Annotated in this window: 16 protein-coding genes; 9 read left to right on the forward strand and 7 right to left on the reverse strand. The window is 47.7% G+C overall.

The window, feature by feature from the left end; all coding sequences use genetic code 11:
• Nucleotides 1-65: 65 nt before the first annotated feature.
• The 4 genes from ACKI61_RS02070 to ACKI61_RS02085 all read right to left on the reverse strand — a co-directional run bounded on the left by ACKI61_RS02070 (nt 66) and on the right by ACKI61_RS02085 (nt 3360).
• Entirely contained in the window at nt 66-965 is a 900-nt protein-coding gene (locus ACKI61_RS02070) for a fibrobacter succinogenes major paralogous domain-containing protein (RefSeq protein WP_407456150.1), read from the reverse strand.
• A 99-nt stretch (nt 966-1064) separates the two neighbouring features.
• A complete protein-coding gene (locus ACKI61_RS02075; protein ID WP_407456151.1) occupies nt 1065-1430 on the reverse strand; it encodes a helix-turn-helix domain-containing protein in 366 nt (121 codons plus the stop codon).
• A 255-nt stretch (nt 1431-1685) separates the two neighbouring features.
• Nucleotides 1686-1817 (reverse strand): hypothetical protein, encoded by a 132-nt coding sequence (locus tag ACKI61_RS02080; RefSeq protein WP_407456152.1) that lies wholly within the window; start codon nt 1815-1817, stop codon nt 1686-1688.
• Between the two features lie 292 nt (nt 1818-2109).
• Nucleotides 2110-3360 carry a fibrobacter succinogenes major paralogous domain-containing protein gene (locus ACKI61_RS02085; protein WP_407456153.1) on the reverse strand — a complete coding sequence of 417 codons (1251 nt, stop codon included), beginning with the start codon at nt 3358-3360 and terminating at the stop codon, nt 2110-2112.
• Nucleotides 3361-3522: 162 nt separating this feature from the next.
• Between ACKI61_RS02085 and ACKI61_RS02090 the strand changes: the two genes are divergently transcribed.
• Entirely contained in the window at nt 3523-4926 is a 1404-nt protein-coding gene (locus ACKI61_RS02090) for an ATP-binding protein (RefSeq protein ID WP_407456154.1), read from the forward strand.
• 38 nt (nt 4927-4964) lie between these two features.
• Here the strand turns inward: ACKI61_RS02090 and ACKI61_RS02095 are convergent, their stop codons facing one another.
• Together ACKI61_RS02095 and ACKI61_RS02100 are read right to left on the reverse strand one after the other, a co-directional pair.
• The gene (locus ACKI61_RS02095) at nt 4965-5558 is read right to left on the reverse strand and encodes an alpha/beta hydrolase (RefSeq protein ID WP_407456155.1); all 594 of its coding nucleotides are present in this window, start codon (nt 5556-5558) and stop codon (nt 4965-4967) included.
• 2 nt (nt 5559-5560) lie between these two features.
• A complete protein-coding gene (locus tag ACKI61_RS02100; RefSeq protein ID WP_407456156.1) occupies nt 5561-6271 on the reverse strand; it encodes an SDR family oxidoreductase in 711 nt (236 codons plus the stop codon).
• A gap of 81 nt (nt 6272-6352) precedes the next feature.
• Here ACKI61_RS02100 and ACKI61_RS02105 point away from each other — a divergent pair, with 81 nt between their 5' ends.
• The 3 genes from ACKI61_RS02105 to ACKI61_RS02115 all read left to right on the forward strand — a co-directional run bounded on the left by ACKI61_RS02105 (nt 6353) and on the right by ACKI61_RS02115 (nt 8651).
• Nucleotides 6353-6931, forward strand: coding sequence for a GNAT family N-acetyltransferase (locus tag ACKI61_RS02105; protein ID WP_407456157.1), 579 nt, complete (start codon nt 6353-6355; stop codon nt 6929-6931).
• Nucleotides 6932-7060: 129 nt separating this feature from the next.
• On the forward strand, nt 7061-7690 hold the full coding sequence (locus ACKI61_RS02110; protein WP_407456158.1) for a hypothetical protein: 630 nt from the start codon (nt 7061-7063) through the stop codon (nt 7688-7690).
• Nucleotides 7635-8651, forward strand: coding sequence for a DUF4421 family protein (locus tag ACKI61_RS02115; RefSeq protein ID WP_407456159.1), 1017 nt, complete (start codon nt 7635-7637; stop codon nt 8649-8651). The genes ACKI61_RS02110 and ACKI61_RS02115 overlap by 56 nt, the downstream gene beginning before the upstream one ends.
• A 45-nt stretch (nt 8652-8696) precedes the next feature.
• Here ACKI61_RS02115 and ACKI61_RS02120 read toward each other — a convergent pair whose 3' ends face one another.
• Nucleotides 8697-9683 (reverse strand): guanosine polyphosphate pyrophosphohydrolase, encoded by a 987-nt coding sequence (locus ACKI61_RS02120; RefSeq protein ID WP_407456160.1) that lies wholly within the window; start codon nt 9681-9683, stop codon nt 8697-8699.
• A gap of 273 nt (nt 9684-9956) precedes the next feature.
• Between ACKI61_RS02120 and ACKI61_RS02125 the strand changes: the two genes are divergently transcribed.
• The 5 genes from ACKI61_RS02125 to ACKI61_RS02145 all read left to right on the forward strand — a co-directional run bounded on the left by ACKI61_RS02125 (nt 9957) and on the right by ACKI61_RS02145 (nt 13586).
• Nucleotides 9957-10352, forward strand: coding sequence for a hypothetical protein (locus tag ACKI61_RS02125; RefSeq protein WP_407456161.1), 396 nt, complete (start codon nt 9957-9959; stop codon nt 10350-10352).
• 229 nt (nt 10353-10581) lie between these two features.
• The gene (locus ACKI61_RS02130; RefSeq protein ID WP_407456162.1) at nt 10582-11871 is read left to right on the forward strand and encodes an ATP-binding protein; all 1290 of its coding nucleotides are present in this window, start codon (nt 10582-10584) and stop codon (nt 11869-11871) included.
• 32 nt (nt 11872-11903) lie between these two features.
• Complete coding sequence (locus ACKI61_RS02135) at nt 11904-13010, forward strand: iron-containing alcohol dehydrogenase family protein (protein ID WP_407456163.1); 1107 nt, start codon at nt 11904-11906, stop codon at nt 13008-13010.
• Between the two features lie 69 nt (nt 13011-13079).
• Nucleotides 13080-13307 (forward strand): hypothetical protein, encoded by a 228-nt coding sequence (locus tag ACKI61_RS02140; RefSeq protein WP_407456164.1) that lies wholly within the window; start codon nt 13080-13082, stop codon nt 13305-13307.
• A 21-nt stretch (nt 13308-13328) separates the two neighbouring features.
• Nucleotides 13329-13586, forward strand: a complete 258-nt coding sequence (locus tag ACKI61_RS02145; RefSeq protein ID WP_407456165.1) for a hypothetical protein — start codon at nt 13329-13331, stop codon at nt 13584-13586.
• Nucleotides 13587-13638 lie beyond the last annotated feature (52 nt).

Consider the following 13638-nt stretch of genomic DNA (forward strand, 5'->3'; position numbering starts at 1 on the left):
GCCGTTCCGGAATGTTCGCTCGGAGACTTATCTTCTTCCGCCTTAGGGCCCATTGCTAGGCGAGCCTAGTTCTTTACACAACGAATTGAATGAGCGTAGTTCTTACTGAAGAAGCCCCCAGTTGCTCCTTCAAAAAAGTAATAAAATTGCACATAGTAGGCTTCATAGACACTGTTCTCTGTAGCACTCCAGAAGTAGGCGCTATAGCCTTCACTGCTGAAACAGCCTATGCTGCCAACAGGCCCCTTACAGTCATAACTGGTCATAAAACCAGCAGGAAGAGCACTAAAACCGACGGAGTCCGTACCATCGTCGCCTTCGAGCCAGCCGCTAGTTGTCCTCAATATCTTGGCTGCGGTAGATTGACCGCCAACAGCGGAGGACAAAGCTTCCCATTCCATATTATTCGGCAGATGCCAGCCCAGCGGGCAAATTCCGTACACCGTATCAGACAGTACGCATGCCCTGCCATAACCGCAATCTATAGACTTGTCCCGATAGAGCTTTACCGAATCAACTGCTGCAGCCCACGTATATAGGCGACCGTACTTTTTGCAATAATAAGCGCTATCGTTATAGCACCAGCTTTTTGCTTTTACGCTCAAGTTTAATGTGTCATAATAATTCAGGTTTTCAGCCATCCACCACTGATTACCGATTTTAACGATCCTGTATGTTCGGCCATCGCGTTCGTCAATCAAAGAACTATATTCACCGTTATTATTTGATGAGCTCAAGTTTTCGAACGATTCCGACTTTACCGAACTTGACGATTCTTCAGCATTTTTCTCACCTTTTGAAGACGAAGACTTCGCCTTTTCACTGCTGGACAACTGCGAATTCTCAACTGAAGAAGACGATTCAACAGCAAATTCTCCGTTATTCGGATTAGCGACACCCTCACCATTTCCACCACAAGCAGCAAGTACCGCAACAACACTCATCGCAACAAGAAACTTTTTCACAAAACCTCCGGTAACCCGATATAATAAATTCAAAGCAAATGTAACTTATTTCGCCCAAAGCGACAAAAAGGCGGCCTTGCGACCGCCTTACAAACAATCTTACTTCCCGAAATCAAAGAATGCCGCAGGATCCGTTCCGAAAATTTTGCCGAGTTTTACAGCCATCTTACGGGAAACCGTCCTGCGTCCGTTTTCCATAGCACACAGGTTTTGCACCTGAATCCCAAGTTTCTCCGCCAAGGTCACCTGCGACCAATTGCGCAAATCCCTATTTGCCACAATCATCTCGCCCGGGGTTGTTTCCAAGGACTTAAACCATTCCGACTCTTCAAAAGGAACAGCAACATCTTCGTCACTGACGATTACATTCTCCGGGTTATAGGTATTTTTCAAAAAACGGACAAGCGGAGCGGGGATATGTTTCGCCCTGATTTCAATACGGGGCCTTTTCACGACTGCCAGCATAATACACCTCAATATCTATAGAGCCTTCCTTACAAGTCCAACACGCCACCCAGTTAAGGGCCAAGTGACAATGATACCTGTCGCCTCCGAGCTTGGAGTAATGCCAAAACAATGGCTGCACCGGCCCAGAGACCTTTAAAGACTGAACGAGAGCCTTGAGCTTGTTTTGCACAGCCTTCGGCATCGTCGCAGCACTTCTTTGGGCTCTTTTGGTTATAGTTACATTGTACATAGTTGAATATAATCATTTTTTGATTAGTTGTCAAGTTTTTCGACAACCCACACAGGCATTTCCCAAACACAATCAACAAAGCCATCACCAGTTGGTGTTTCGGATATAACCCTAAACGGGAAATCTTCTTTGCATTTTTCGATGTCGTTATTCATACAGCCTCCATTTTGTGGTCGCAATTCGCGACGCCGCTTTCGCGGCTGGTTTATTGTTAGAGGCGTTCTTTCGCAAAGGGCCGAGAAGCCCAAATAAAAAAGAACGCACCTCGCCTTTCCTTAGACGAGATGCGTTCAGCGGTAATGTACCTATATTCTAAAAAGTTGGCAAGGGACGGAAGAAAATTTTACAATCCGTATTCGCCCTGCTAGGGGACTCCTACGGAGTCCCTCGCTGCTCGGCTCGGTAATGCAGAAATGCAAGCATTTCCGTGCAGGATTCGCCTCGCTGCTAGTCCCGAAGACAGCGAACATAGAACGCGAGGCCCTTACTGGCGTTGCCCAGGCCCGCATCGGCGGAGATGTAGTCCAAGAGCATGCTGTACGCGAGGTCGCTACTGTTCTCTGTAGAACTCCAGAAGGACGCGTAGCCGCCATCGTGGAGGAAGTAGACATCGTAGTTCCTGACGCCCCTGAGGCCAGCAGGCAAGGCGGAAAAACCGAAGGCATCCGTGCCGTTGCCATCGCTATTCCAACCCGTCTGCGACTTGAGAACCTTACCCGGAGTTGAACCACCCACCGCCGTGAACAGGGTATACCATTCGCTAAAACTTGGCAGATGCCAACCCTCGGGACAAACGCCCTGGACCGTCGCGGTGAGCGTGCAAGTCTTGCCGTCGCCGCAGCCCTTGCCGTTCGTGCTCCATGCGCCAACGCTATCCATAGCCGCTGCCCAGGTGTAAAGGCGGCCAGACACATCGCAGGTAGTGCTATCCCCATTATCACTCTTTCCAAAGCACCAACTCTTTTCCTTCACGTTTAAATCCGCGGCATCATAGTAATTAAGATTCTCCGCCATCCACACCTGGGTGCCGATTATCACAGTCTTGTAAACCTTACCATCTCGTTCATCGGTCATGGAACCATAGTCAATATCAGGATTAAATCGACATTCCTTCGGCACATTCCAATTCCAGCCCGTTTCGCCCTCCAGAAGCGCCGAACAATTTACCTTATCTTCGCTACTACTGGAACTTGATTCAGTTTCGCTAGAGCTAGACCGCACATCAGTAGAGCTGCTGCTGGACGACTGCGAATTCTCATCAGAAGACGAAGATTCCGACTTTACCGAACTCGACGAAGTTTCTTTTTCACCACTGCTGCTAGAATTTTTGTCACCTAGAAAACTCGAAGAGCTGATAGGGTTCGCGGAACTGCTAGAACTAGATTGCTTTGCGTCGCTCTGCGCGACACTCGACGAAGACTTCGCCTTTTCACTATTGCTGGACCCTTCGACAGGCTCAGGGACCTTTGAGGACCAGCTCGACTGCGGCGTGACGCTCGAAGAGGACAATTCTACACCCGGTTCATCATTCGGCCCAGCAGACGCTGAAGAACTGTCATCGCACCCGACAACAGCAAACGCCATAATAAGCATGGATCCTATCGCCGCCTTGCTGCTCCCACCTTGGTGGCCATGCGCACTAGGCAACAAGTTGCCAAGTGCTGTCCGCCAGGATGACAGATCAAGAAACTTCTTCATAAACGCCTCCAAACAATGTTTTTCTAAAGAAAATGTAATTTATTTCTTCCCCAAAAAGTGACAAAAAACTGCCTTTTTAACGAAATTTCACCCTTTCCTATTGACTTGTCCCACCTCATTATTTATATTTACTAACGAGTAAATAACTTTGGAGTAAACATAATGTTTATCGGGCGAAAGAAAGAGTTAAAATTTCTAGAAGATCTCTATACTTCAAAAAAATTTGAAATGCTCATTATGCATGGTCGCAGGCGCGTCGGAAAGAGTTTTCTTTTAGCCCATTTTGCCACACACCACAATCAAGATACCGTATTCTTCACAGCAGACAAGGGGAGCGAAAAAGACAACGTCAAACGGTTCTGCACCGAACTGAACCGCGTTTTGAAAGCAGGTGAATTTTTAAACGCTCTCGACACATGGCAAGGTGTGTATTCGTTCCTTGAAAGCACAAATATTTCAAGACGCACAGTCATCATCATCGATGAGTTCACCTATTTGCACAATTCGAATCCGGCATACGATTCCGAGCTACAAAACGCCATTGACCGCATTTTAAAGAATAAAAATATATTCTTGATTTTGTGCGGTTCAGAGGTCTCCGTTATTGAGGAGTTGTTTGACAATTCCACCAAGCCGCTATACGGTCGCAAGACAGCGGACCTTAAGCTCTTGCCATTCACATACAAAGAGGCAAAGGCCTTTTTCCCGAAATACAACAACGAAGAAGCGCTTACAATCTATTCCATCCTTGGCGGCATGCCCCTATATCTTTCCCTTTTTGACGATTCCCTTTCTATCCGCGAAAACATTATCAAGAACTGTTTGTCAACCACAGGATATCTGTTCAACGAAATCGACACACTGCTCCGCATGGAACTCAAGGAGACTTTCTTTTACAAGAGCACTCTGCTCGCCATCAATTCAGGAGCATCGACACTCAACGAAATAAAGACAAAAATCGGAGAGGACAGTGCCAAGATAGCCAAATATATAAACGTGCTTGAAAACCTGGGCTTTATCAGGGCAGAAACTCCCGCAGGCAAAAAAAACAAGGCGCGGAACACGCTTTACTCCATCGAAGACAACTACTTCGCTTTTTATTTCAGGTTTATCTACAAGCACCTGAATATGCTGAATGGGTTAATCTCCCCCACAATCTATTACAGCAAGGAATTCACGACCGACAACCTGAACACATACATTGGTCACCGTTTTGAACAGATATGTTCACAATTCTTAAAAGAAAAAGCCTTCAATGGAGAACTTCCATTTTTCGCAGAAGAAATTGGTCGTTGGTGGGGCAACAACCCCATCGAAAAACGACAAGAGGAAATCGACATCGTCGCCATAAATCAAGAAAACGCCATCATCTGCGAATGCAAATACACGGAAAAACCTTTTGACGAGAAAGAGCTTTCGGATTTGCAGGCATCAGCACCATGCATCAAACGCGACAGCAAATACTTCTGGATTTTTTCAAGAAAAGGCGTAACGCCAGGTGTCAAGAAAAAAATTCATAACCAAAGCAATTATAAGGTTTTCACGATAAAGGACTTGTTCGCATAAGTCAAACAAGCCCTATAATTCCGCCAGTCCTATAGATTTTATCTTAGAATCCACTCATCCAAAAAAGCCATTTGCTCGGCGGTGTGGAACCAGTGTTCGCCGCCGTCCATCACGGTCAGGGGTGAACCGATTTTCCGGGCGAATTCGCGCATCGTTTCTAGCGAAGTCAAGTTGTCATTCGAGCCGTACAGAATTCTTGTCGGGACATGCCACTCGATCGGATTTTCACGCACGTAGCACAGGTATTCCCACGAGAGCGTTTCGCCGAAATTCGTCGGCACGTTTTTCTTTTCGCGAAGTTCCTCTTCGGAGACACCCGCCCACGTCATCATGTCGCAAATCAGCTTTTCCATGTTGACTATCGGCGAAATAAAATAAGCCTGTTTGACGAGCTTATCGGCCAGCGCATTCATCGAAAAGAACGCCCCGATGCTATTCGCTATAAGAATCACTTCGCCGCAGCCCGCCGCGACAGAATCAAAATATACCGGGAATTCCTTCTTGGCATCCCACGGCGTTTCCGCCTTGTAATCGAACCCGAGTACATCGGCATCAGGGAACAGGTTCTTGTAATGCAGCGCCTCGTCGGCGTTTCCGCCCTTCCCGTGCACGTAAATGACAAGGTTTTTCATCCCTAACCTTCGAATTTCCAGCCGCAGTCGTTGTGGTAGACCATCTGGCGGGTCATGCCGCCGTCGATGCAGATGTTTTCGCCGGTAATGAAGCCGGCTTTTTCGCTCGCGAGGTAAAGTACCATGTTCGCAATGTCCAGCGGGTTCCCGACGCGGCCTGCGGGCTGTTGCGTGGCATCGGGGCCTTCGTAGGTCTTGAAATCCGTATCGATCCAGCCCGGCGAAATGGAATTCACGCGCACGCGGCCCGCAAAACTCACAGCAAGTGCATGCGTAAGCGCCGCAATCCCGCCCTTCGCCGCCGTATAGCTTTCCGTCTGTGGCTGGCTCATGCGGTCGCGGCTCGAAGAAATGTTTATGATGTTCGCGCCTTTTGCGAAATGTGGAGCGAAAAGTTTCGCGAGGTAGAACGGAGCGGTCACGCCCACGGCGAGCGCATAACTGAATTCCTCGTAACTGCATTCGTTTACGCCTTTCATCAGCGGGAGCGCGTTATTCACAAGCACATCCACGTGCCCGTACTTTTCAATGACGAACTGCGCAAATTTTTCTAGGACTTCCTTCTTGGAGAGATCCCCGACAAAGCAAGGATTCTCGCGGATGTCGATATACGCGACCTTCGCGCCCTCTTTCTCGAATTCACTCACGATGGTCGCGCCAATCCCGTGCGCCCCACCCGTCACCACGACCACTTTATTTTCAAACGATTTCATGTTGGTAAATATACACTAAAATACAGCGAAGCGCGTTCAACAACTTGACACGCAAGCCGCATTATCCTATTCTTTCCGCAAATGCTCCAGTATTTCGAAGTCACAAAGAAATCTCCGTGGTTGCCGCAGGTCAAGGCGCTGTACGAATCGGCGTTCCCGGCGAACGAACGCATCCCGATAAAGCATTTGCTCGACGACAAAATCAAGCGGGAATTCTGGGCGTTTTTCGACAAGGAGGAAGGCGAGAATCACGCTGAAGTCGGGAAAGAAATTGCCGCGACACCCATGTTCTGTGGGTTCTCGAACTCCATCACGCACGGGAGCATCACGAACATCGTCTATTTCGCGGTCGTTCCAGAACTGCGCAGCCGCGGGTACGGCTCAAAAATTCTGCAGGCCATCCGCAGGCAACACCCCAACACGCGCATTGTCGTCGATATTGAAGTCGAAGAAGATTCCAAGAACGCCGAAGAACTCGAACGCCGGAACCGCCGTCGCGAATTTTACACCCGCAACGGCTTTGACTCCTCCCCCGTCGATTACGTCTGGCAAGGCGAACACTACCGCCTACTCAGCGCAGGCGGTACCGTCACCGAAAAAGAATTCCGCGACTTCTGGAAAGAAATTCTGAAGGATATTCCCGGAGCAATGTACCCGTAAAAAATGGTTCAAATCCTAGGCTTTTTTCCATTTTTCTAAGTCAAATTGCTTGCGAACCCACACTAATAAAGGTATATTCAGAAAGTAGGTCTTATAGGGGCTCTTTATGAGCCGAGGAAAATTACCACCATGCAAAAATTTTTTCTCCTACTTGCTGTAGCGGCTCCCCTTTGCAGTTGCTTCACTCCCAGTCGGGTGGAACCCTCTATCAAAGTGTACACCTTCAATAACATGGGGCGCACCTATGTGAGTAGCAGGACCGTTTTCATTCCCGTTCCGCTACCCTTTAAATATGAATTTGGTGGGGCCTGGGATATCCGTTTCAGCGCATTTTCCTTAGAACAGGAGTTTTCGTCCTTCTTCGTCCAGAAAGGCAACAAAACAATTGCAATCCGTGGCGCACGGAAGGACTATTTCGCCAAGGACTCCACCTTTACCAAGCCCTTTGATGTAAGTGACGAGGAATTTGTCATGTACTACCTGGACTGGGACATGGATTACTGGAAAGAGCAAGTGGACAAAAACGCCGATGCAATAACGGGGCACGAACTAAACTACACCGCAGGCAAGGCAACCTACAATTCCGAAAAGAAGTATGGGACCATCAGCCGAGCTCTTCCTTATAGCAAGACATGCACTCTGGCCAGTGTCCAAAAAAATGACTACATCTACATGATTACGGGTTCGACATCCATTGACGACAATGACGATATGTGCGAAGTCATCGTGGATATCTGGGAAGACCGCGCAGAATTTTAATAGCGAACCTGAAGTCGGAAAATCAAGAACCCTGATGAAGAGCGTCCTGAAAATATTCCTGTTCGCCCTGGTGTTCGCGGGGTTTGCCTTTGCCGAAGCGCAAGACAGCGACGAGCCTTCGGTTTCCAAGTTCCGCGAACGGTTCTCGCTGCGTTTCTTGTGCGATTACAATTTCGTGGCTATCTGGAATTCCGCCTACAACAATTCGATGCTCAATTCGAACCGCCCGATCAATGTGGGCATCGGCTTCGGTTACGACAGCCTGTTTACCACATTCGGGATTTCGTGGGACGTGTCCGCCGATTTCAAGTACAGCCTCCCTTTTACCACTTCAAAAGAAAAATCAGACACCCAGGCTTTCGAGACAGGGCTCGACTTTTTCCCGGGAAACTGGTGGCTTGCGGCAAAGCTACGCTTTTACAGCGGCTTTACCGCGGAAGTCGAACACGACAGCGAAAAGGAACGGGAATTTATAGACCTCTGGTTCGCGGACATGTATTTTTCGATGCTCTGGATGGCGACCGCGAAAGAAATTTTCGCCCCCAGGAGCGCCTACTTTTTGGACAGGCGTCAAAAGAAATCTGCCGGGAGCTTGATTATCGGCGGGCGCCTGCAGCGAAACATTGCCGAAGATAACGACGGAATACTCGGCTACGAAAACGACAAGCGCGACATCACCTCCATCTGGGGTAACGTCGGGTACACCTACACCTTCGTTTTCGGCAACGGGTATTTCTGGAACCTCTGGGGCGTTGTAGGCATCGCGTACGGCCGCGAACGCATTGATGACGGCAACCTGCTGTTACCCGAATCGGACATAAAGACCGCTTTTGGCTACATCGGGGAAAAATGGGCCTGGAACATCGTTCTTAAAAGCGGATATTCTGCCATCGCGTTTGGCGAACACCTGGAACAAAAATACGTAGCGGCCTTCGAAATCCTTGTGGTGCGCAGGTTCTAGTCCGTCAGTTTTCCGAGGCACGTACCCAACAAGCCAAAAGAACACTCAATCAATCAAGTCGTTCTGGAACCTTGACAGGTGTTCGAACGGCAAGATTTGACGGCCTCTGAACAGCCCGCAGCCATCGTTGATTAGCTGGTTGTTGATGGCCTTGAACATGTTCACGTCGATTTTCGAAAGGTCAATCCCCTGCAATTTCACCAGGCGTTCATACGCCTCGTCAAAGTAGACGCACTCGCCGCTCGGTATCTGGTCATGTTTAGAGCGCCGCGTTTCTTGCGTTTTTTCATAACCAAAATGGTTAGCCTCACCGATTTCAGCAAAGTCATCCATATCCTTTGTTCGCAATTGAACTTCCGTGTAGCAACGCGCAAGATTATCATACATCGTTATATGCAACGACTGATAACCGGAAGTTCGCGGAGTCGCCACAGAGTCATGGTAATACGGCTGAACTTCATCTTTTAGCAAGTCGCAATGACCGCCATCCTTATGCCTTGAAATTTCTGGAGTAAATCCACGTTCTTCCAGAAATTCGGGCAGTGCGTTCGCAATTTCATACAAATATTTCTGTTCAACTTCGCTCCGGTCATCGCCCTTCTTGATATGGCAAACCGGCATCGAGATGACGATGCGGTAGGCAATCAGGTCGCGAAAATTCAGTTTGCTCTTGATTTCAGCTTCGGACGGAAACGTGCCATTCTGCTTGTAATAATTGTAGATAAATTCAAGGATATAGCCGTTGAACTTTTCTTCGGCGCGAATCAAGGACTTGATGCGACCCTTGAAGGTGAAAGCAAGGAAGGGATATTCCCTTGTCATGAACTTGTAGAACTCTTTTATTCGTTGAGATTGCGAGGTCAAGAAGTCGTTGTGCTCGAGCAATTCAATAATCTGTATCAGAAAGTTCGAGTGCGCGAGGTCAATGCTGTTGCGCGTCCCTTTCGCGCTGTTCCTGAGGTCGTTCGAATACTGGTGCAGAATCTTCAGCACCGTGTTTCCAGAGTACAAGTAGTCGTTCAAACAAATCATCTTAAGCCTCCAAGTCAGACTTCATATCGGGGTTCACAAGGCGAAATATAAAAACGATTTTCGACCGCTACAACGGACAAATTATCTTCAAGAAACCTCGTGAAAAAGCGCTTTACACTAGATGAAAAGCACAAGTGCCACTTTTACATTTTCTTCATAAAAATATTTACGGTTCCGCAAAAAAATATATATTCAAAACAGAAATTAATTTTCTATACGTTTCTACATACCCACGGATATCTACGTTGAATTGAATTTTAGGAAGAGAAAACAATGTTTAAATTAGATGAGTGTAAAAAGCAAAATATTGTTTTGGGGATAGGATGCTTTCTGATTGGTTTTTTAATAGTATTTTTAGGTAGTAATGGCTTTTTTACTGTCGGAGATTACGTACCTAAAGGTGCGACTGTGATTTGCCGTATGCCAGGGAAAAGTACGAGTTACCTCGTTATTCCTGCATACTTGAATGCTGATGTTTTTATCCGTTTTTTCTTCACATCGCTTTTGGCTTGCATCAGTGCGGGCGCATCAATTTTCTTTGGCAGGAAATATCACCGAAAAGGGTATGGTAAAATGCAAATCATTGCTTATATATCTGCTTTTGTCGTGGTTTTTACCGCATGTTCAGTATATTTGATTATACTTTTCCCAACCCTGTTTGTAAATTGAAGCACTCTGGCTACCAATTTTATCCAGACGCCAAGAAATACGCTTCTTATGAAGACAAGCCTTGGCATATAACAGACAAGTAGCCCCTCCCCCTAAAACGGCCAAAATACTAAGAATTTCACTCAGAAACACCGGTATCAGCAATATATTCGGGTGATTTTATGCAAAAAAAAGCACAAACTTCCAGCATTTTTGTGTAAAAACAAACATTTTTAGGTATATTTAGGATATGGAAAGGCGAATTTTCGAAAAATTACTTGCATGGAAGGATTCTGAGGCGCGAAAGCCCCTGATTTTAGACGGAGCAAGACAAGTCGGCAAGACCTGGGCTCTACAAGAGTTCGGCAAGCGGCATTTCAGGGCGTGCGCCTATTTCAACTGCGACGGCAACGAACGCCTGAAAGAAATCTTTTCGGGCGGATTCTCAAAGGAACGTGTTATGCGCGACCTGGGACTAATCTCGGGCATTTCGCTCGGTACGGACACGCTTATCGTTCTCGACGAAATTCAGGAAATTCCCGAGGCTCTGACCTCGCTCAAGTATTTTTGCGAAACCGCCCGCGAATTTCCCCTAGCGGCAGCGGGTTCACTGCTCGGGCTATCCGCTCATTCGGGAACGGGTTTTCCCGTGGGTAAAGTGGATGTTCTGAAAATGTTTCCCATGACTTTTTCGGAATTTGTCTGGGCATTCAAAGGAAATGAGGCTTTCAAGGTGTTATCTGGGGAACCCTTTGAAAGTTTTTCCACCCTGCACACAACATTTAAGGAAATTCTAAGGCAATACTACTTTGTCGGAGGCATGCCCGAAGCGGTCGCAGCTTTTGTTTGCGGCAGGACTCCCGAAGACATCCGCACAATACAGAACGCAATCTTGTATTCCTACAACAAGGATATTTCCAAGCACGCCGCTCCGAAGGACTTGCCAAGAATTCACCAGGTCTGGGATTCCGTGCCACAGCAACTCGCAAAAGAAAACAAAAAGTTCATTTACGGAGCAATCCGTAGTGGTGCTCGCGCCAAAGAATTCGAGACGGCAATCCAATGGCTTGTGGACGCAGGCCTCGTCCACAAAGTAAACCGAGTCCGCAAAGCAGAACTTCCACTAAAGTTCTACGAAGACTTCGACGCATTCAAACTATTTTTGTTGGATTGTGGTTTACTCAGTGCAATGACCGACACCCCTGCCGAAAAAATCCTTGTAGGCGAAAATATTTTCGAGGAATACAAGGGCGCATTTACAGAGCAATATGTCTTACAACAGTTACTGCCATCACTCGAAGGCAAGCCGTTCTATTACAGCGCCGAAGACTCCAAGCAGGAGCTCGATTTTTTGCTACAAAAAGGCGAACAAATTATTCCGATAGAAGTCAAGGCCGAAGAGAACCTGCGCGCTAAGTCTCTCAGACAGTTTGTTCAGGACCACGAAGGCACCCATGGAATACGTCTGTCCATGTCGCCCTATCGAAAACAGGATTGGATGGACAATATTCCTCTCTACCTCGCGGAACGAGCGAGGTGATTTGAATATTTTTGAGTTGAGGTAATCATTCTATGCGTTTCTATGTACCCACGGATATCTATGTTGAAAAGAACTGCGTGAAAAACCACGCGCAAAACCTGCTTGCGTTCGGGAAACGTGCGTTCATCATGACGGGTAGAACTTCCGCCAAGAAAAATGGTTCCTTGATCGATGTCACCGCCGTCCTGGACGCGGCCCACGTGCCGTACCAGGTTTTTGACCAAGTCGAGGAAAATCCTTCTACCGATACCGTGGGGAACGCCGCAAATCAAGCCCGCGAATTCGGGGCCGATTACATCATCGGCATCGGGGGCGGTTCCGCCATTGACGCTGCAAAAGCAGTTGCATTGCTTCTTGCGAACCCGAGCATCGGCGCAGACAACTTGCACAAGGCTCCCGAAAAGCCGCTCGGCCACGTACCTGTCGTTGCTGTACCGACTACCTGCGGAACAGGTTCCGAAGCAACACCGGTCGCCATCATCACGAACCACAAGATTCACCTGAAAAAGAGCATCCCGCACAAGATTTTCCCGGCGCTCGCGCTTGTCGACGGGAAGTACCTCGCCTCGGCCAAGAAGACGCTAATCGTGAACACCGCGGTCGACGCGCTCGCCCACATGGTCGAAAGCATCCTGAACGTCTATTCCAACGCGTTCAACCGCATGTGCCCGGAATACGGCCTCAAGCTCTGGGGCGAATTCAAGGACGCGCTCCTTTCTGACGCGCCCGTAAGCGAAAGCCTTTACGAAAAACTCATGCTCACCTCGACTATCGCGGGCATGTCCATCGCGCACACGAGCACCTCCGTACCGCACGGCATGAGCTACGACCTCACGCTGCATCAGGGCGTGCCCCACGGCCCCGCCGTAGGCTACTTCCTCGCCACCTATGTAGAAATCTGCGAAAAAAAGGTTCCCGAAGATGTCAAGCGAATTTTGGAACTTTTAGGCCTCAAAAGCACCGCCGATTTCGCCGCAATGCTTGACAAACTTATCGGCAAATGCAAGGTTTCTCGCGAAATGCGCGATCAATTCGCCATCGCCATGAAGGCGAATCGTTCCAAGCTGGACCTCGTTCCCGGCGGAATCACGCCCGAAGAAGTCAACTTTATATACGACAAGTCCCTGATTGCCGAATAAATTTTTCCTTAATAAAAAAATAATTATAGATTCATTTAGGTAGACAACCTAAAAACATAGGAGTGCAATATGGAAAGTGAAGAACTGGAAAAAATTAACCAAACATTAGGCCTTTTAGCCGAAAAATACGATGCACTTCAAAGATTGCAAAGACTCGATGTTGCGATGAAATTACTAGACATTTATAATAGGAACCTTTTCAATGCAAGTCTAAGTGCGGTGTTAAATGAAGTCGATGCCTATGCAGACTTTGAAACAGAAAGTGACAACTGGGCAGAAATAAAAAGAACAAGATAAACAACCAACAAAGGTCCGTTCATGAAAAAAATATCGACCATAACCTGGATTCTTCTCCTTCTTTGCGCAAGCGCTTTCGCCGAAATCGCAGATATCGAAAAGAATGGCGACTGGTACTACCTCTACAACGAAAAGGGCTGCCGTTACAAGACCATGAGCGTAAAGGAAATTGGCACCATCAAGAGCGTGACAAGCAAGGGCTTTACCTCAAAGAACAACGGATTCATCTACACCTGGGACAAGAAGGGAAAGCGCACCGGGACAAGGCCGGCAAATTAGCAAAATGATTCTGCATAAGCCGGATTTCTATGACAAATTTAAGTGCATCGCC

The organism is Fibrobacter sp. (assembly GCF_045601785.1).
Lineage (GTDB): Bacteria > Fibrobacterota > Fibrobacteria > Fibrobacterales > Fibrobacteraceae > Fibrobacter.